The following is a 19,576-nucleotide window of genomic DNA, read 5'->3' as shown; positions in this document are numbered from 1 at the left end:
AAAAGGGTTGGCGCAAACACCAACCCTTTCAATAGTTTTACTCGAATCTCGAATCTCGAATCTCGAATCTCGAATCTCGAATCTCGAATCTCGAATCTCGAATCTACTTATAAATACACAGCATATTTAAGTAGCTGTCAGTCAATGAGTGCAATTCTTCAGTTGAGTTTGCACGCTTCGCTTGGATGAACAGCGAGTAGCAAATACCGTGGAATAGGTTCGCCAAGTGTTTCGGTTCATGTTGGTCGCAAACTTCACCACGCTCGATCGCTTTAACAAACATGTTCTGTACCAGCATCTGGTTAGTGCGGTTGGTTGTTACGAACAGTGGCCATACTTCATCACGAGTTGACGCGCTCCACTCGAACCAAACATTGAGCCAGTGACAATCTTGCTCAACAAGAGTAAGCATCTCATTGGTGATGTTTGTTAAGTTCTGCTTAGCGTGAATATCGAGGTCAATATTGTCTGAAAGAAAGTTTGAGAACTGACGAACAACATGGTTTAGAACCTCGTCGACCAGATCTTCACGCGTTGGGAAGTAGTTAAATACAGTTGCGACAGATACTTGAGCAATGTCTGCGATATCTGCGTGTCCACCTCGGCCAATGCCGCGGCGGGCGAATACTTCAAGTGCAATCTCCATCAATTGAAGTTTTCTTTTTAGGGGTGAAAGCCTAGTTCTAGGTCTCTTAGATATTGAGTCCATAATGTTTTCCTTGCCAACAAAATATTATATTAATGATTTTATTATTATTTAAGCCAGAATGAGTGTAATGGTGCATATGCAAATGGTCAATCATTTGTGCTTGTTTTATGGACAATTGCATCAAACTTGATACATAAATCGTGATCCGCACAGGGCGTTGTAATGCGATTTAACTCGGAAGCCGAGAATACGACTCTTGATACGAGAACTGTGATTTAAATTGATACGCGAGGTGGTGTGGGTATTTGAGCAGTGCTAGACTTACGCTCGAAAATCCGCGGCACTATTGATGAAACGATCTACACTTGTCGCAGTCACTAAACAAAATGAGAGCAGTATGAAACATACAGTTGAAGTCATGATCTCTGAGCAAGAAGTTCAAGATCGAGTGCAAGAGCTAGGCAAACAGATCACCGAGCACTATCAAGGTAGTGAAGATCTTGTGTTGGTAGGCCTATTACGTGGATCATTTGTATTCATGGCAGATTTAGCACGTGCAATCGATATTACTCACTGCGTTGATTTCATGACAGCTTCTAGCTACGGCAACACAATGGAAAGCTCGCGTGATGTGCGTATCCTTAAAGACCTAGATGATGACATCAAAGGTAAAGATGTACTGCTAGTTGAAGATATCATCGATACTGGCAATACGCTGAACAAGGTAAAAGAGATCCTAAGCCTGCGTGAGCCTAAGTCGGTACGAATCTGTACACTATTAGATAAGCCATCTCGTCGTGAAGTAGACGTAGAAGTAAACTGGATCGGTTTTGAGATCCCTGACGAGTTTGTTGTGGGTGTAGGTATCGACTACGCTCAGAAATACCGTCACCTACCATACATCGGCAAGGTTGTACCTCAAGAGTAATGAGTGCCGCGTCGATTGGATGTTAACGAGTGATCAAAAAGCCCGCATGATGCGGGCTTTGTTGTATTTGTTAGCCTTGCTGCCCTAGAAGAGGCGTGGTTAGAATCTTGTTCAATGCCTCTAAATGACTGTTCTCTAGGGTATCGTTGCTTGAACAACGCACACCAAGATCTTTCAGTTTGCCATCACCGATACCATACACAACGCCGTGGATTTCAACCTCTTGGCCGCGCTCCCAAGCACTCTGCATAATAGTGGAATTACCTAAGTTGTAGACCTGCTCAGCAACGTTGATTTCACAGAGCTTATCACCCCATTGTTCACGAGGTAGCGCTTCAATTTGTTTGCGATACTTTAAATAGTTATCACGGATGTGCAGTAGCCAGTTATTGATAAGACCCAGTTTAGGGTTATCAATCGCTGCATTCACACCGCCACAGCCGTAGTGACCGCAGATGATGATGTGTTTCACTTTCAAAACATCAACCGCATATTGCACAACGGATAGGCAGTTAAGGTCGGTATGAATGACTTGGTTTGCCACATTGCGGTGGACAAACAGCTCACCAGAATAGAGCCCTGTTAAGCGCTCAGCCGGTACGCGACTATCTGAACAGCCGATCCAAAGAAACCCCGGGTTTTGACCCTCTTCAAGCGTGGTAAAATATTCAGGTCGTTCTGAACGAATTTCATCAGACCATTTGGAATTGTTTTCAAAAAGCTGTTTTATTTCTGGCATCTTGCTTCATACATCCCTCAATTAAGATGCTTAACTATACACAATGTTACAAATTCAATCTTGTAAAAAGTGCGTCAAAAAGTACTCATCTGACGTGTTCTAGTTCGTAAAATCATAAACTTAGGAATAAATGTATCATCTGGTTATAAGACATAAATATTGTGATTGAATTAACACTTTCTGAGCAGTTGATACATTTGTTAAAGTAATAAGGTTTGTCAGTTCATCACATGGAGATGTATTTTGTTTGGAAGTCGTTTTGCAGATATCAATCTCAAAGGGGATATGTTCGGCGGTGTCACTACAGCCATTATCTCATTACCTTTGGCGTTGGCATTTGGTGTTGCTTCTGGTGCAGGCGCTGAAGCAGGTCTATGGGGAGCGATCATGGTCGGCCTATTTGCCGCACTATTTGGTGGTTCCAATACACTGATCTCTGAGCCAACAGGCCCAATGACGGTGATCATGACAGCGGTATTGACCAGTATGATGGCTAAGTACCCTGAAACGGGATTGGCAATGACCTTTACCGTGGTGATGATGGCGGGTGCATTTCAGGTGTTACTCGGAACGTTAAAGTTAGGAAAATACATAACTTTGATGCCATATAGCGTGATCTCCGGTTTTATGTCGGGTATCGGAGTTATTCTAATCATCCTACAGCTTTCTCCACTTCTCGGTCATGCAGCACCTGCAGGTGGTGTTATGGGGACCTTGTCAGCACTGCCTGACACAGTGGCAAATATGAAGTTCAGTGAGTTGTTTCTTGGTTTACTGACGCTGGGCATTCTATTTTTCTTCCCTAAGCAGTATCGAAAATATGTTCCCGCGCAATTGGTAGCCTTGGTTGCTGTAACACTGCTTTCGGTTATTTTGTTTGATACTGATGCGATTCGCCGCATTGGTGAAATCCCTGCTGGTTTGCCATCGCTGGTTGTGCCACATATTGATGCTTCTATGTTTACCGAGATGGTCATTGATGCATTGGTGTTAGGTACTTTAGGCTGTATTGATACACTTTTGACCGCTGTTATTGGGGACTCTTTGACTCGTAAAGAGCACGATTCGGATAAAGAGCTGCGTGGTCAAGGTTTAGCAAATATGATCTCTGGTCTGTTCGGTGCCCTTCCGGGTGCGGGTGCAACCATGGGAACCGTAACCAACATTCAGGTTGGTGCGCGCTCTCCATTATCGGGTGTGATTCGTGCATTAGTACTTGCACTAGTTGTTCTGGTGGCTGGTGGTTTGACTGAACCTATCCCAATGGCGGTACTGGCGGGCATTGCGGTGTATGTGGGTTTCAATATCCTTGACTGGAGTTTCATACAGCGTGCACACCGTGTGAGCTTTGCGGGTATGGCGATCATGTATGGCGTTATGTTGCTAACTGTATTCGTTGATCTAATTGTGGCGGTTGGCCTTGGTGTCTTTATTTCTAACATCATCATCATTGAGCGATTGAGCCGTGAGCAAGCGCGTCAAGTGAAGGCGATCAGTGATGCCGATGAAGATGATGTACCTTTATCGGACAGTGAGCGTGGCTTGCTGGATATGGCCAATGGCAAAGTGTTGTTCTTCTATCTATCTGGGCCAATGATCTTCAGTGTCTCTAAGGCGATTTCTCGTCAGCACACCAGCATCTCCGATTATGAGGCGATGATTCTCGATCTCACGGATGTACCTATGATTGATGTAACGGTTGGTCTTGCTCTGGAGAATGCGATTAAGGATGCTCTGGACGCCAACTGTGAAGTGTACTTATTGTGTCCGAATGACAATACTCGTCAACAGCTTGAAAAGTTCCATGTGCTTGACCTCGTACCAGAGTCGAATACCTATCGCTTCCGTTATGAAGCACTACGAGCTGCAACTAACTACGTGGCACGTGATGAGCATGAACTCGGCTCCGCTTAGTAAAAATGAATAGTTAGATGATAAGTACCGTTAAGTTTATGACTTAACGGTATTTTTTTATCTTGTTTGAGGCTGGTCTTTCTATATTTCTATAATTTTGGAAATATCAGTTTGTTTTCATCGTTATTTGACGATAGACTTGTTGGTATATTGGACGTGTTTGAGAATAAGGTCATTTTTTCTCTCATGCCTACTCACTAATCGCAAATGGCAAGTTATCTTCATGTACGCATTAGAAATAGAACAACTTAGAAAGACCTACACCGGTGGGTTTGAGGCTCTAAAAGGCATCAGCCTGCAGGTGAAAAAAGGCGACTTTTACGCACTACTTGGACCCAATGGTGCGGGTAAATCGACAACGATTGGGGTTATCTCCTCGCTGGTAAACAAAACTTCGGGCAAGGTAAAAGTGTTTGGTTTCGACATCGACCAAGATCTTGAACTGGCTAAACAGAACCTTGGTCTAGTACCTCAAGAGTTTAATTTTAACCCGTTTGAAACCGTTGAGCAGATCGTACTTCAACAGGCAGGCTACTACGGGGTGTCTAAGTCTCTAGCTAAAGAGCGTGCTAAAAAGTATCTATCTAAGCTCGATCTGTGGGAAAAACGCAGCGAACGAGCAAGAAACCTATCTGGTGGTATGAAACGTCGTTTGATGATCGCTCGCGCACTGATGCATGAACCTCAATTACTGATCTTAGATGAACCTACAGCCGGTGTTGATATTGAACTACGTCGTTCAATGTGGGAATTCCTACAAGAGATCAACGAGAAACAGGGTATCACTATCATCCTAACGACTCACTATTTGGAAGAAGCGGAGATGCTGTGTCGTAATATCGGCATCATTCATCGTGGTGAGTTGATAGAGAACACGACCATGAAGTCACTACTGAATAAGCTTAGCGTTGAAACCTTCATTCTCGATTTAGAAGAGGGGGCACCTGAGCCGACATTACAAGGGGTCAATAGCCAAGCGATGGTGAATGGCTCTCTAGAGATCGAGATTGATAAAGCCTTAGGTTTGAACACCATCTTTAGCCAACTTACAGAGCAAGGTATTAATGTATTGTCGATGCGTAACAAAGCGAACCGTTTGGAAGAGCTATTTGTGAGCATCGTGCGAGAGGGGAGTAAATAATATGTACAGCTTATATTGGACCGCTTTTCGCAGCTTATTGAACAAAGAAATCAACCGTTTTACTCGTATTTGGGTGCAAACACTTGTGCCGCCAGCGATCACTATGACGCTCTATTTTATTATTTTCGGTAACCTGATTGGTGCGCGAATTGGTGAAATGAACGGTTTTAGCTATATGGAATACATAGTACCTGGCTTGATTATGATGTCGGTAATTACTAACTCTTATTCGAATGTGGCGTCGTCGTTCTTTAGTGCGAAGTTCCAAAAGAACATTGAAGAGCTATTGGTCGCGCCTGTACCGAATTACGTAATCATTGCGGGTTTCGTGATGGGCGGAGTTGTTCGTGGTTTATTGGTTGGTGCTATTGTAACTTTTGTGTCGCTGTTCTTCGTTGATCTGCAAGTTGATCATTGGGGCGTGATCATTGCAACGGTATTTTTAACGTCAGTAGTATTTGCGTTGGGTGGTCTTATTAATGCGGTATTTGCGCGTACCTTTGATGATATCTCAATTATTCCAACGTTTATCCTAACGCCTCTGACTTACCTTGGCGGAGTGTTCTACTCAATCAGTCTACTGCCTGAATTCTGGCAAGGTGTCTCTAAGTTGAACCCGATTGTGTATATGGTTAATGCGTTCAGATATGGCTTCTTGGGCGTGTCGGATGTCGGTATTGTGACCTCGTTTGGCGTACTGGGTGTATTTATTGTAGTGCTTTATGGCGTTGCCCATTACTTGGTGACAAAGGGCATAGGTTTACGTAGCTAGTCTTTGCACAACCGAACTAACAGATAAACAAAAAGGTCGATTTAACATCGACCTTTTTCGTATTTTGCTTTTAAGAAACCGTTAATTACTCAGCGGGTTCTTCTTTCACTTCATCTTTTGTTTCCGTCACCAAATCAAGAACTTGGTTGTCGATAAGACGAGTCTTGCCTAAGAAGGCTGACATAAGAATGACTGCTTGCGTGGATTCAGAAGTGATGGATTGCAGAGTTTTAGCATCGCAGATGAAGATCTCATCCGGTTGTATGTCTGCAGCGCGAAGCTGATCAGTAGCATCTTCAATTACTGACGCATAGTCGTCACGACCACCACGGATAGCACTGCTGATCCAACGCATAGTACGAGCCAGTACTGGAGCACGTTGACGCTCATCTATCGTAAGGTTGCCGTTACGAGAGCTCATTGCTAAGCCGTCCATCTCACGTACCGTAGGTACACCCACAATGTCGATATCGAGTGCCAGATCGGCTGTCATTTGACGAATGACTGCAAGCTGTTGGAAATCTTTTTCACCGAAGCAGGCAACATCAGGCTGAACGATGTTGAACAACTTGGTTACGATCGTTGCTACACCACGGAAGTGACCTGGACGAGAAGCCCCCTCTAGCATGTGAGAGAGGCCTGGTACTTCAACAAACGTCTGTTTATCAAGGCCTGCTGGGTACATGATCTCTGGCGTTGGTGTAAATACCAACTCAACGCCTTCACCAGTCAATTTGCTCAAGTCAGCTTCTAGAGTACGAGGGTAGTTGTTAAGATCGTCTGCGCGATCAAACTGCATTGGGTTGACGAAGATACTAACCACAACGATATCAGCCAATTCACGCGCTTTTCTTACTAGAGTAAGGTGACCCTCATGAAGGTTGCCCATAGTAGGAACGAAAGCAACAGTGCGTCCATCACGTTTATATTGCTTAATCTGCTCACGAAGAGCCGCTACTTCAGCGAAAGATTGCATACTCTAACTCCTAAGCGATTGTGTGAGCGTCATCAGGGAAACGTGCGCTCTCAACATCTTCTTTATATTTAGCCACGGCTTTACGCATATCCCCTGTTTCCGCTAAGAAATTCTTAGAGAATTTAGGCATATAGTTCGCAGAAATACCGAACATGTCGTGCATAACTAGGATTTGACCGTCGGTCACATTGCCCGCACCAATACCGATTACTGGTAAATCACAGGCTTCAGTAATACGTTTTGCCAATGAAGCCGGTACACATTCAAGAAGAACGATTTGCGCGCCAGCTTCTTGTAGAGCCAATGCGTCTGCCACCATTTTATCGGCTTGCTCGTCATCGCGACCTTGTACTTTGTAACCACCAAAGATGTTTACCGACTGAGGCGTTAAACCTAGGTGCGCACAAACTGGTACAGCGCGCTCTGTTAGCATTTTCACTGTATCTACCAGCCAGCTGCCACCTTCAATCTTAACCATGTTGGCACCAGCGCGAATGATCTTTGCTGCGTTTTCACAAGCTTGTTCAGGTGTTGCGTAGCTCATGAATGGCATGTCAGCCATCAACAGGCAGTTAGGGCTGCCTGCGCGTACTGAACGAGTGTGGTACGCAATGTCTTCAACGGTAACTGGCAGTGTGTCGGTTTGGCCTTGCAGTACCATACCAAGCGAATCACCGACTAAAAGGACTGGGATCTCTTGGCTTTCGAATAGCTGACTGAAGCTGGCATCGTAAGCCGTTGACGTTGCAAATTTGCGGCCTTCACGTTTGCACTTGATCAGGTCGTTAATGGTTACTTTTTTCATTGGTTTTCCTTAATGCGTCTGGCTTATTTTTGCCAAACATTGAGCCCGTTTTTATCGACTACTTTCAGCAGTTCGCTGAGCTCAGTCCCATCAGGGAGTTGTAAACTTGGTGCGATTTCAGCTAGCGGGTAAAGAACAAACTCTCGCTCTTTCATTCCGTAGTGAGGAACAGTTAAGCGCTCTGAATCGATCACCTCATTGCCGTATAAGATGATGTCTAGGTCCAGGGTTCTTGGCCCCCAACGCTCATCTTTACGGACACGCCCTTGCTCTTGCTCAATCGCTTGGGTGCAGTTGAGCAGTTCAATTGGCGTTAATTCGGTCTCAATAGCGACCACCGCGTTGATGTAATCGGGTTGATTTTGCGGCCCCATTGGAGTGCTACTATATAGCTTAGAGGTCGCAATAAACTTTGATTGCGGTAGGCTTTTTAATGTTTCGATAGCCAAATTAGCTTGGCTTACAGGGTCGGCCAGATTACTGCCGACCGCGATATACGCTGTGATCATGATGACGGCTTACTTTTCTTGTTGCGGTAAGTCTTACGGCGTCGATGACCTGATTTTGATGGTGGCGCTACATCGTTTGCCATCGCTTGACGCATGTTGCGTCCTGCGCTTTGGTAGCGCTCCCACCATTTAGCAAGCTCTTGGGTTTCACCACCTTCGATCTCGCCGCGCATCTCAAGGAAGTCAAAGCCAGCACGGAACTTGTTGAGCTCCATTAGGCGTTGAGCGCGCTTGCCGTTGCGACGAGGTAGGCGAAGTTGCAGTTGCCATACTTCACGAATCGTCGCTGTGTGACGACGTGGAATAGCGATGCTCTTAACTTGTTGATCAAGAATAACATTGCTCGCTTCCATGATAGCGTCATATTGAGAAAGACCAAGCTCATCGGCCAGCTTCTCTGCCAGTTTGTTCATCGGGTACCACAAGATGGCCGCAAACATAAAGGCTGGGTTAACGCGTTTTCCATCTTCGATACGTAGGTCAGTGGAATCGAGCACCAAGTCTAGCATCTGTTCTGTCTGAGAAGAGTAGTCTTCAGTAAAGAACTCAGCCACCGCTGGGAACATCTGTTGGAACAGATTGTACTCGCGCATTAGGTGGTAAGTCTCAAGGCCGTAGCCTGATTGAAGAAGCTTTAGTGACTCTTCATAGAGACGAGCCGCTGGGATATCTTTTAGCAGGTGTGCCAACTCTTCAATTGGATCAGCCGTGTCTTCTTCGATGTCAAAGTCTAGTTTCGCAGAGAAGCGCATTGCACGAAGCATACGCACCGGGTCTTCACGGTAGCGAGTTTCTGGATCACCAATCAGGCGGATCAATCGATCTTCTAAGTCTTCTACACCACCAGCGTAATCGTGGATGCTGTAGTCTGCAATGTTGTAGTACATCGCATTGATGGTGAAGTCACGACGCTCTGCATCTTCATCTACGCTGCCGTAGACGTTATCACGCAGCAACATGCCTTCTTTAGACTGAGCTGATACGTTTTTCGATGGTTCTTGGTGGTGACCACGGAAGGTGGCGACTTCGATGATGTCACGACCAAACATGATGTGCGCAAGGCGGAAGCGACGACCGATAAGACGGCAGTTTCTGAATAGGTTTTTGATCTGCTCTGGCGTCGCGTTAGTCGCGATGTCGAAATCTTTCGGTTGTGAGCCGAGCAGTAAATCTCGCACACCACCACCGACTAGGAATGCGTCAAAACCCGCACCATTCAGGCGATATAACACTTTGAGTGCGTTATCACTGATCTGCTTGCGTGAAATATTGTGCTCTTGTCGAGTGTAAATATTCAGAGCTAAATCGTGGAATCCACGTTGTTCGCTAGGGGTATTGTCGTTTGTATTCATTAGTTTACAACAAAGTAGGTATCGCCAACTTTGCTTTTCTCTTAGTCCAAAGTGGTAGTGCAGAGTTTAATTGCGGCTAATAATAGCCTAGCGGAAGCCATTTGAGAACATTGTCCGCTTATACACACCTAAGGGTTATGGCATTTTTATGTGTCGTTTATACGATTTCATGCCGCGAACGTGTCAATCACGGTGCTCTTTATGCAGTGTATCGGGTAGCTGATTGATACGCCAATGCTGACAGCCCCAAGCCAAAATCTCGCTTAAAGAGCCCTGCTCAATGTCGAAAGGTAAAGTGAAACCGAGAAAGCGCATGGCGCTCAAAAGGGCCGGTTTAGGGTTATCTAAATCGATGCCTTGTGCATGATTCTGCTTTGAGAGCTTGTTACCTGTAGCATCGGTCGCTAAAGGCAAATGAAGATAACTGACTTGTGGCCGATTGAGCGCTTTATAGAGACTGATTTGACGGCCTGTAGGCTCGATTAAGTCAGCTCCTCTCACGACCTCTGTCACGCCTTGAGCGATATCATCCAGTACTACCGCTAGGTTGTAGGCGAATAAACCGTCGCGGCGCTTGATAATAAAGTCTTCTTTAGCGAGTTCGGCAGGGATGCTCATGGTGCCGTGGCGAATATCCTCAAATGACTCAATAGGGTGATTCATCACTAGGCGTACCGCACGTTCACCATTATCGTTTAGCGCTGCGTGACGACAGTGACCGTTGTAGAAGCCACCTAGGGCTTTTATCTGCTTGCGGGTACATTCGCAGTAGTAAGCTTGCTGTTCGGTAAGCCACTGTTCAATCTGAGCTTGGTAAGCCGCGTGTCGATGACTCTGGTATACGACTTCGCCATCCCAATGCAACTGATAGGTCTCTAAGGTTTTTAATATAAGATCGGCGGCTCCTGGCATTTCGCGCGGTGGATCAAGATCCTCCATGCGCACTAGCCATTGTCCCTTTTGTGATTTTGCTTGGAAGTAGCTACCGAGTGCAGCCACAAGTGAGCCAAAATGAAGAGGGCCAGAAGGAGAAGGTGCAAAGCGCCCGATATAACTCATAGTAAAAGCCTAAGTAATGGTTGTATGGGGAATAAAAGACCAAATAAAAAAGGGAGCGAGTGCTCCCTTTCTTCACATCAACAAGGATTAACCTTGCATCTGTTTTTCTTTGATTTCTGCAAGTGTTTTACAGTCAATACAAAGATCAGCAGTCGGGCGAGCTTCAAGACGACGAATACCGATTTCGATACCACAAGAGTCACAGAAGCCGAAATCGTCTTCTTCGATCTTGTCTAGTGTCTTCTCAATCTTCTTGATTAGACGACGTTCACGGTCACGGTTACGTAGCTCTAAGCTGAACTCTTCTTCTTGAGAAGCGCGGTCAACTGGGTCTGGGAAATTTGCTGCCTCGTCCTGCATGTGGTGAACAGTACGATCAACTTCTTCCCTGAGCTGGTTGCGCCAAGCTTCTAAAATCTTTGTAAAATGAGCCATTTGCTCAGGTGACATGTACTCTTCACCTGGCTTTTCTTGATATGGTTCAACACCTGCGATTGCTAGGATGCCTAGCGCTTTTTTCTTAGATTCTGGCATACAGCATCTCCTATTTACACCTAGTCAACTGCAAAGCAGCTAATTTTAAGGCGGGTATCTATAGCAGAAAGAACGAGTGGTGGCAAACACTCAAATGTAAACTTGCTATCAATGTGCAGAGTTCTGCATTTTGTGAATCAAGCGATGAATTCAACCGCTTGATTCAATGCCATTTGAGTATTGTTGAGCTCCGCTTTGTAACAGATAACTTCAACACCCGCGTCTTGTGCTTGTTTTAGTAATAATGAATATTTGGCGTCTATATGGTGTGCCGCTGAGACTTTTTCAATACCTGAATGTAAAACAGTGAATAAAAGTACTGCTCTTTGACCAGATTCTGCCATTTCTGTGAGTTCACGCAGATGCTTTTGACCACGCGTAGTAACGGCGTCTGGAAAGTAGCCTTGTCCCTTTTCAACACATGGGTCATCTGCTAGTAGCGTGACGCTTTTCACTTCGATATAGCAATCGGCCTTGGTTTCATCCTCGAGCAAAATATCTATCCGGCTATTCTCACTGCCATATTTCACTTCGGTACGCAGTGATTGATAATCCGAAAGTTCAACTATAGCGCCATTTTGAATCGCTTCCACTGCCAATTGGTTAGCGCGGGCAGTGTTCACACAAATTCGATCGCCTTGTGCTGTTTCTGAGATCTCCCAACTGTTTGGGTATTTTCTCTTAGGGTTGTCGGAGGTCGAGTACCACACGGTGTTTCCCGGTTCAGCGCAACCTGTCATCGCACCAGTATTGGCACAATGGATAGTACGTTCACTGCCGTCAGGAAGTTTGATGTCTGTAAGGAAACGTTTATAGCGTTTTATAAGAGTCGCAGACTCTAAAGGAGGATCGAAGTGCATTTTACTTATTTAGAGAGAACTGTTTTTATGTACAATATTGGCAACATTACACCACAAGGTCTTTCCATTGTCACAACTGCCCATTGAAGCTGTGATGCCCGAGTTGCTCTCCGGCGTTCGTTCTCACTCCCAAGTCATTCTTAAAGCGGCCCCCGGTGCGGGTAAATCGACGTTCTTCCCACTGCAACTGGTTAAGTCTCAGGCGGTGAGTGGCAAGATAGTTATGCTTGAACCAAGACGCCTTGCGGCACGAAATATTGCCAGTTATCTCGCTGAGCAATTGGGGGAAAAGGTTGGGGAGACGATTGGCTTTAGGGTTCGTGGGGAGAATAAAACCAGTAGTAATACTCGTCTGGAGATTGTCACTGAAGGGATCATGACCCGTATGATTCAGAGTGATCCTGAGCTCACGGGAGTCGATATGGTGATCTTCGATGAATTTCATGAACGCAGTATTCATGCTGATACCTCTTTAGCTTTCAGCCTAGAGATCCAAGAAGCGCTCAGAGACGATCTCAAAATAGTGGTGATGTCAGCGACGCTCGATCAAACGACCCTGCAAACTCTGTTACCAGAGGCCCGATACATTGAATCACAGGGGCGCTCATTTCCTGTCGCATACCGCTACCAACCGTTGGTAACCAATGATTACTTACCCGCTAAAATGGCCGCAACAATCGAATCTTTGATGGAGAGAGAGCAGGGGTCACTGTTAGCGTTTTTGCCCGGAGTTTCGGCGATTAAGCAGGTGCAAGAGCGATTGCAACATTTGAGTAATGACGTGGATGTATTTGCTCTGTATGGTCAGTTGAGTTTTTCTGAGCAACAGAAAGCAATTTCGCCAGCTGAAAAAGGCAAGCGTAAAGTGGTGTTGGCGACCAATATCGCCGAGACCTCACTGACGATTGAAGGGATCCGCTTGGTGGTCGACTCTGGGTTGGAACGAGTGGCAAAGTTTGATTTGAAAATCGGTGTTACTAAGCTAGAACAGGTCAAAATATCTCAATCTTCGGCTGAACAAAGGGCGGGCCGCGCAGGGCGTATTGAAGAAGGCTTATGCGTTCGTTTATACAGCGAAGCTCAATTGCAACAACAGCCCTTGGTTCCTGTTCCTGAAATTCTTCATTCTGATCTCTCCTCTTTGCTTGCTGAGTTGATTCAATGGGGAGCGACAAGTGCTGATGAGCTTCATTGGCTTGATACTCCACCTCAAGCGGCATTAGCGCAGGCGAGCAGCTTGCTACAGCAATTAGGGCTTTTGGATCATAGTAGGCAATTTACTGCGCAAGGTAAGCAAGCCCAGCAACTCGGGTTAGAACCTCGGATTGCGAGTATGCTGACCAAAGCTAAGCAGCACAGTAGTCAGTTGTTGAACGCTGCGATTGCTGCTGCGGCGTTGGTTGAGGAGCCTGAGCGTAACGTCTCTGATGTCCAGCACTCTTTATACCGTTTGCAGCAAGGAAAACACACACGCAACCATTTCATGACTCAGAGAGTGAAAGTGCTCTCGGCGAAATTAGAACACAAATTTGACCTACAAAGTGTTGATGAATCACTGCTGTCTTTGGCATTGTGTCTTGCATTTCCTGATCGTATCGCTCAATCACGAGGTAAGCAGAATCATCAATTTCTGCTCGCGAATGGTCACGGTGCAGAAGTACGTGATGATGACCCACTCGCTGATAGTGAGTACATAGTGGTGATCGACCTAATGAGAAGTGCAGGCCGTTCCAGCCAAGTATTCTTAGCGACAGCAGTCGATATCGTGAATCTAGAAGCGCATTTTTCGGATATGTTTACTGTTCGTGACTATGTCGATTGGGATGATGCACGCGGGCGCTTAGTGGCTGAGCAGCGAGTTTGTCTGGGCCAGCTCGTCATTAATACCAAAGCCTTACCTGAACCGGATAGTGAGAAAATTAGTGAGGCACTGCTCAATTATGTAGGGCGAAAAGGTCTAGATATATTGAACTGGACACCGGCTGCAAAGCAGCTCCAAGCTCGCATACTGTGTGCGGCGCAGTGGCTACCTGAGCAAGAGTGGCCAGCGGTGGATGAGCAAAGTTTGTTGACGAACTTAGATGCTTGGTTAACGCCGTACCTGAATGGCGTGAAATCAGTAAAAGGGCTGCACAGTGTCAATCTCGAGCAGGCTTTGATGGCGTATCTAGGATGGCCATTGAATCAAGAGATTGACCATTGGTTACCTACGCATTATGTAATGCCTACGGGTAGTAACAAATCTATTCGCTATCAAGAAAATGCAGAACCTGTGATATCGGTTCGAATGCAAGAAGTGTTTGGTGAGCAAGACTCTCCTTTGATTGCTCAAGGACGTAAAAAGGTTGTACTTGAGTTACTCTCACCGGCACAAAGGCCACTGCAAATCACTCAAGACTTAGCCGGTTTTTGGGCTGGGGCTTATAAAGAAGTGCAGAAAGAGATGAAAGGTCGATACCCTAAACACCCTTGGCCAGATGATCCGGCTAACCATGTAGCAACGACCAAAACTAAACGACAGTTGAATCGATGATGATAAAGATGTTTACACCCCAAAAGGGGCCAGCGAAAAAGGCACCTACGAAAAAGTCACCGACAGCTAAGTCGCCTCGAGCTAAGTCAACCAAAGCCAGAAAGCCGAGAGCCGCTGCAAAAAAACGCGCGCCGAGTAAGGGAGGCAAAACCAATCGTGGTTGGTTGAAGATGTTATGGGGCTTTGCTTGGAAAGCAGGCCTTGCCGTCGCTGCGATCTTACTCTTTGTCGGCATTTATCTCGATACGGTCGTCAAACAGCGCTTTGAAGGGCAGCTCTTTGACTTACCGACTGTGGTTTATGCGCGAGTATTAGATTTATCACCGGGTACGCCAATCAGTATTCAGCAAGTGCGTAATGAGCTTGATGTGCTCAATTACCGCAAGGTCAGTGCCCCTCGTCATCCTGGTGAGTACTCCTCGTCTTCCACTAAGATTGAGCTGATCCGTCGCCCATTCGAATTTGTGGATGGCCCAGAAGCAGACCGCCATGTGATGCTTCATTTCGATAGCAATGAGTTAACCCGCATTCAGTCGCTCGAGAAGAAGGGCGATATGGGTTACCTGCGTATCGAACCTAAGATGCTGGGTATGCTTGAGAAAAGTAACGACGAACAACGTCTTTTTTTAAAGCGCAACCAGTTCCCTGAAGTGATGGTCGATGCGCTGCTCGTGACCGAAGATAGAGATTTTTATCAGCATGATGGTGTATCGCCATTAGCGATAGCGCGAGCGATGGTGGTTAACGTCAAGGCTGGGCGCACCGTTCAGGGCGGCAGTACGTTGACGCAGCAATTAGCTAAAAACCTATTTCTCTCTAGTGAGCGCACTCTGTGGCGTAAGATTCGTGAAGCTTATATCGCACTGATTTTGGATTACCGTTATAGCAAAGATCAGATCTTAGAAGCTTACCTAAATGAAGTATATCTAGGTCAGAATGGTGGTGAAGCGATCCACGGTTTTGGTTTGGCATCGCGTCTCTACTTTGGCCAACCAATCCAAGAGCTGAGAATCGATCAACTGGCACTGCTGGTGGGAATGGTGAAAGGGCCGTCATATTATAACCCTGTTCGTTATCCGGAGCGTGCAAAGGCACGGCGTGACTTGGTATTACGTTTGATGATGCAGCAAGATATTTTAAGTGCGAGTCAATATGAAGCGGCTGCCGGTCGAGATCTTGATATTCAAGATAACCCGCGTATTGCGAGCCGTCAGCCCGCTTATTTCCAACAAGTAAATATCGAGCTTAAGCAGTTTGTTGGCGACCGATTCGAGGCGCAAAAGGGCTTGCGGGTATTCACCTCACTAGACCCTGTTTCACAGCAAGAGCTAGAACGCTCTATCGCACGTAAGGTGCCTCAACTAGCTCAAACAGCAGGCAATAAGCTTGAAGCCGCTGCGGTTGCGGTTGACCGTAATACTGGTGAGATAAGAGCGATGGTCGGCGGCAAACGCACGGATTACGACGGCTTTAACCGTGCACTCAATGCAAGTCGTCCAATCGGCTCTTTAGTCAAGCCTGCGGTGTACCTGACCGCACTACAGCAGCCTGAAAAGTACACACTGGCGACCACGTTGATGGATACACCGCTGAGCTTGAAAGGCAGTAAGGGGAGCATGTGGAGCCCGAGAAACTTCGACCGTAAATTCCGAGGAGAGGTGCCTTTATATGTGGCGCTATCTAAGTCTTACAATGTGCCGACGGTTCGCTTGGGAATGCAACTTGGTATTGAATCCGTATCGAATACCATCGAACAGCTGGGGGTGAATAAGAGTGAGATTCGTCCTGTGCCATCGATGTTCCTAGGTGCATTTTCTCTGACGCCTTTCCAAGTGGCACAGATGTATCAAACGGTGACCAACTCCGGTAAGAAAGCAACTCTGTCAGCGCTGCGCTCAGTGGTGGATAGTAATGGTGAGGTGCTCTATCAATCGATACCTCGTGTGTCACAAAGTGTCGAGCAACAAGCCGCGTGGCTTACCACTTATGCGATGAAGCGGGGTGTTTCGGAAGGTACGGGACGATTCTTGCAAAACCAGTTCTCTTGGGCTGGACTCGCAGGTAAAACCGGTACCAGTAACGACAGCCGCGACAGTTGGTTTGTTGGTGTTGATGGTCGCGAGGTCACCACCATTTGGTTAGGGCGCGATGACAATAAACCAACGAAATTAACAGGTTCGAGTGGCGCCCTGCGTGTCTATGCTGATTATCTAAAACAACGCGGCCCAGAAGTGCTGCGTTTACCTTGGCCAAATGGCATAACCACTGCTCATTTTAGAAATACGAGCTCAGGAGCACTAGAGTTTGATTGCGATGGCCCCGTGCAGTTACCTATTTGGGATGAACGTGGTGATATTAAAAAGGGGTGTGAAAGCCAACCAAAGCAGTGGCTAAAGAAGCTTTTTGAGTGGTAAAGTTGCACAAGCAATAGATGACAAGGATAGAGTTTTAATGGTGATTTCTCGTTGGCTGAGTCGAGGTTTAGGCGTCGTTGGCGTTATGTTTTGTTCGCAGATTTTGGCTGACAACGTCGTTGTACCTGCTGACAAAATGAAAGTTGAGCAAAAAACGCGCCCAAGTATCGCCGTGGTTCTTGCGGGGGGCGGAGCCAAAGGTGCAGCTCATATTGGTGTTCTAAAAGCTCTTGAAGAGATGCACATCCCCGTCGATTACGTCACAGGTACCAGTATGGGCGCTTATGTAGGTGGCTTGTACGCAACGGGCATGAGTGCTGATGAAATTGAAAGTTTCATCTATTCAGTGGATTGGAACAAAGGTTATCGCGATCGTGTAAACCGTAGCGATCGACGCGTGCGTGACAAAGAGTATGAGGACCGTTACCAGCTAATCACGGATTTAGGTTTAGGCTGGGGAGAGATGCGTGCGCCAACCGGAGTCGTTCAAGGTCAGAACATGCTGCGCATACTGCGTGAGACAACCGGTAATCTGGCACCATTTGAATCCTTTGATGATCTTGCTATCCCGTACCGTTCTGTCGCAACAGATATCATTAAACTTGAAGAGGTGATCATCGACAAAGGGCAGATTGTCGATGCAATGATGTCAAGTATGTCAGTACCGGGCGCTTTGCCGCCTTATGAGGTAGACGGTCGTATGTTGGTCGATGGTGGCGTCGTCAACAACATGCCGGTAGATGTCGCCCGTGCAATGGGAGCTGACATTGTTATCGCGGTTGATATTAGTACCAACTATAAAGGCGAAGAGGAGTTTACCAACCTTTTTACTGTGGCTGACCAACTGTCTAACTATTTAGTACGTCGTAGTACTCAACAACAAGCGGAAGCCTTAACGGAAGAAGATGTCTTTCTTAAGCCAGATGTTGGCCAAATGGAGACCACTGAGTTTGATAAGATGCCGAGCGCCTATGAAGCGGGTTATCAAGTGGCTTACCAGTTTGAAGACAAGCTTCGTAGCCTTTCAATAGGGGCTGCTAAGTATCAAGGCTACCTTGAAGGCAAACAGCAGGCTCGCCGGAAATTAAAACATGGCGACCAAACAGTGGTTGATGAGGTGGTGATTAATAACAATAGCCACTATTCCGACAAATTAATTGAAAACCGCCTTAACCTTGAAGCTGGAGAAGTGTTAAAAACTAGCCACATTGAAACCAGCGTGCAAAACCTCTACGCACTCGATCGTTTTGAATTGATTACCTATGAATTTGATAACGTTGACGGCAAAGATCAATTGGTTGTCGATGTAAATGAGAAAGAGTGGGGACCAAACTACCTAAATTTCCGTTTCTTTTTAGAAGATGATTTTGCTACCGATAGTCAGTATTCAATTGGTGTGTCTGCAAACTTTACAGATATCAATCAACACGGTGCAGAGCTTAGAACCAATTTAGAAATGGGCACTGACAAGCGCATTGAGGCGGAGCTGTTTTCTCCTTTCTTCTCTCAGCAGAAGCTATTTACCTCAGCGTCGTTGGTCTATGCGAATCAAAAACGTAATTTACCATTTAACGGTGAAATAGAAGAGCCGTCATTAGATGCGACTCAAGACTTTGTCTCGATGACCTATAAAGAGAGCATCGGTGAGTTGGCGTTTGGTTACCAACCAACCCTGTGGCAAGAGCTGAAATTTGGAGGCCGATACACTGACGGTGAAGTTGAAGTGTCGTCACTACCTTCATTCGGTGGTGGCTCTTATCAGCGAATGGGTGCTTTTGTTCGTTACCGTTTGGATACACTAGATAACTTCAGTTTACCGACGGAAGGCTATTTCGTTGATTTAGAATACCTTGTTTCTCATGATGAGTTTGACTCCGACCCTATAGCTTCTGATCCTACTTATATTGAGGACAGTGACACTGTTTATGAGTTCTCAGCGAATTTGAGGGCGGCACAAAGCTACAAACGCCATACTTTAGTCGCAAAGATGGATTATGGCATCGTAGAGAGTAAAAATTCTCTATTCCCGATTGACCCTAAACAGCTCGGAGGCTTTTTAAACCTCTCCGGCATTCCACGTAACAGTCTACTGGGGCAAAACCTGGCGTTTACCAGTTTGGTGTACCGCTATAAATGGTTTGACAACGATTTCGGTTTGTTTGAATCCCCATTCTACCTAGGCGCGTCCATTGAGCATGGTGGAGTTTGGTCGAACAGTGATTTAAAAATTAGCGAAGCTCCGATGTACACCGCAGGTTCGCTGTTTGCTGGTATCGACTCTCCGATTGGGCCGATTATTTTGGCGTATGGTATGACAGAAGATAACTACAATTCGGTTTACCTTATTGTTGGAACGTCTTATAAATAACCATGCGAAAAATAACGATACTG

At 46.1% G+C, this 19,576-nt stretch carries 15 protein-coding genes and 1 pseudogene; 7 read left to right on the top strand and 9 right to left on the bottom strand.

The window, feature by feature from the left end; translation table 11 throughout:
- Nucleotides 1-103: 103 nt before the first annotated feature.
- Nucleotides 104-709, bottom strand: coding sequence for a LuxR/HapR/OpaR family quorum-sensing transcriptional regulator (locus vsple_RS11470; RefSeq protein ID WP_255229942.1), 606 nt, complete (start codon nucleotides 707-709; stop codon nucleotides 104-106).
- Nucleotides 710-1,046: 337 nt separating this feature from the next.
- Between vsple_RS11470 and hpt the strand changes: the two genes are divergently transcribed.
- Entirely contained in the window at nucleotides 1,047-1,577 is a 531-nt protein-coding gene (hpt, locus tag vsple_RS11465) for a hypoxanthine phosphoribosyltransferase (RefSeq protein ID WP_255229943.1), read from the top strand.
- 70 nt (nucleotides 1,578-1,647) lie between these two features.
- Here hpt and can read toward each other — a convergent pair whose 3' ends face one another.
- Complete coding sequence (gene can, locus vsple_RS11460; RefSeq protein ID WP_255229944.1) at nucleotides 1,648-2,316, bottom strand: carbonate dehydratase; 669 nt, start codon at nucleotides 2,314-2,316, stop codon at nucleotides 1,648-1,650.
- 243 nt (nucleotides 2,317-2,559) lie between these two features.
- Between can and vsple_RS11455 the strand changes: the two genes are divergently transcribed.
- The 3 genes from vsple_RS11455 (at nucleotide 2,560) to vsple_RS11445 (ending at nucleotide 6,143) form a co-directional block, all read left to right on the top strand.
- A complete protein-coding gene (locus vsple_RS11455) occupies nucleotides 2,560-4,230 on the top strand; it encodes a SulP family inorganic anion transporter (RefSeq protein WP_261882070.1) in 1,671 nt (556 codons plus the stop codon).
- Nucleotides 4,231-4,453: 223 nt separating this feature from the next.
- A complete protein-coding gene (locus vsple_RS11450) occupies nucleotides 4,454-5,371 on the top strand; it encodes an ABC transporter ATP-binding protein (protein ID WP_255229946.1) in 918 nt (305 codons plus the stop codon).
- Nucleotide 5,372: 1 nt separating this feature from the next.
- The gene (locus tag vsple_RS11445) at nucleotides 5,373-6,143 is read left to right on the top strand and encodes an ABC transporter permease (protein WP_255229947.1); all 771 of its coding nucleotides are present in this window, start codon (nucleotides 5,373-5,375) and stop codon (nucleotides 6,141-6,143) included.
- 85 nt (nucleotides 6,144-6,228) lie between these two features.
- Here vsple_RS11445 and panC read toward each other — a convergent pair whose 3' ends face one another.
- From panC to sfsA, 7 genes are all read right to left on the bottom strand, one after another.
- Nucleotides 6,229-7,119: a pantoate--beta-alanine ligase gene (gene panC, locus vsple_RS11440; protein ID WP_261882069.1), complete on the bottom strand. Its 891-nt coding sequence runs from the start codon at nucleotides 7,117-7,119 to the stop codon at nucleotides 6,229-6,231.
- A 10-nt stretch (nucleotides 7,120-7,129) separates the two neighbouring features.
- Nucleotides 7,130-7,924: a 3-methyl-2-oxobutanoate hydroxymethyltransferase gene (gene panB, locus vsple_RS11435; RefSeq protein WP_261882068.1), complete on the bottom strand. Its 795-nt coding sequence runs from the start codon at nucleotides 7,922-7,924 to the stop codon at nucleotides 7,130-7,132.
- A 23-nt stretch (nucleotides 7,925-7,947) separates the two neighbouring features.
- Nucleotides 7,948-8,433, bottom strand: a complete 486-nt coding sequence (folK, locus tag vsple_RS11430) for a 2-amino-4-hydroxy-6-hydroxymethyldihydropteridine diphosphokinase (RefSeq protein WP_032551501.1) — start codon at nucleotides 8,431-8,433, stop codon at nucleotides 7,948-7,950.
- On the bottom strand, nucleotides 8,430-9,785 hold the full coding sequence (pcnB, locus tag vsple_RS11425; protein ID WP_239841193.1) for a polynucleotide adenylyltransferase PcnB: 1,356 nt from the start codon (nucleotides 9,783-9,785) through the stop codon (nucleotides 8,430-8,432). The genes folK and pcnB overlap by 4 nt, the downstream gene beginning before the upstream one ends.
- A gap of 183 nt (nucleotides 9,786-9,968) precedes the next feature.
- Nucleotides 9,969-10,844: a tRNA glutamyl-Q(34) synthetase GluQRS gene (gene gluQRS, locus vsple_RS11420; protein WP_261882067.1), complete on the bottom strand. Its 876-nt coding sequence runs from the start codon at nucleotides 10,842-10,844 to the stop codon at nucleotides 9,969-9,971.
- 87 nt (nucleotides 10,845-10,931) lie between these two features.
- On the bottom strand, nucleotides 10,932-11,378 hold the full coding sequence (gene dksA / locus vsple_RS11415) for an RNA polymerase-binding protein DksA (RefSeq protein ID WP_032551504.1): 447 nt from the start codon (nucleotides 11,376-11,378) through the stop codon (nucleotides 10,932-10,934).
- A gap of 137 nt (nucleotides 11,379-11,515) precedes the next feature.
- A complete protein-coding gene (gene sfsA, locus vsple_RS11410; protein ID WP_261882066.1) occupies nucleotides 11,516-12,238 on the bottom strand; it encodes a DNA/RNA nuclease SfsA in 723 nt (240 codons plus the stop codon).
- A gap of 94 nt (nucleotides 12,239-12,332) precedes the next feature.
- On the opposite strand from sfsA, the gene hrpB reads away from it, so the two are divergent.
- The 3 genes and pseudogenes from hrpB to vsple_RS11395 form a co-directional block, all read left to right on the top strand.
- Nucleotides 12,333-14,771 carry an ATP-dependent helicase HrpB gene (gene hrpB / locus vsple_RS11405; RefSeq protein ID WP_261883166.1) on the top strand — a complete coding sequence of 813 codons (2,439 nt, stop codon included), beginning with the start codon at nucleotides 12,333-12,335 and terminating at the stop codon, nucleotides 14,769-14,771.
- Nucleotides 14,768-17,185 carry a penicillin-binding protein 1B gene (mrcB, locus tag vsple_RS11400; protein WP_261882065.1) on the top strand — a complete coding sequence of 806 codons (2,418 nt, stop codon included), beginning with the start codon at nucleotides 14,768-14,770 and terminating at the stop codon, nucleotides 17,183-17,185. Before hrpB ends, mrcB begins: the two co-directional genes overlap by 4 nt.
- A 157-nt stretch (nucleotides 17,186-17,342) precedes the next feature.
- Nucleotides 17,343-19,553, top strand: a pseudogene (locus tag vsple_RS11395) (patatin-like phospholipase family protein); the annotation flags it as partial.
- Nucleotides 19,554-19,576: the final 23 nt, after the last annotated feature.

The sequence above is a fragment of the Vibrio pelagius genome, from assembly GCF_024347575.1.
Classification (GTDB): domain Bacteria; phylum Pseudomonadota; class Gammaproteobacteria; order Enterobacterales; family Vibrionaceae; genus Vibrio; species Vibrio pelagius.
This window is presented reverse-complemented; position numbering and strand designations above follow the sequence as displayed.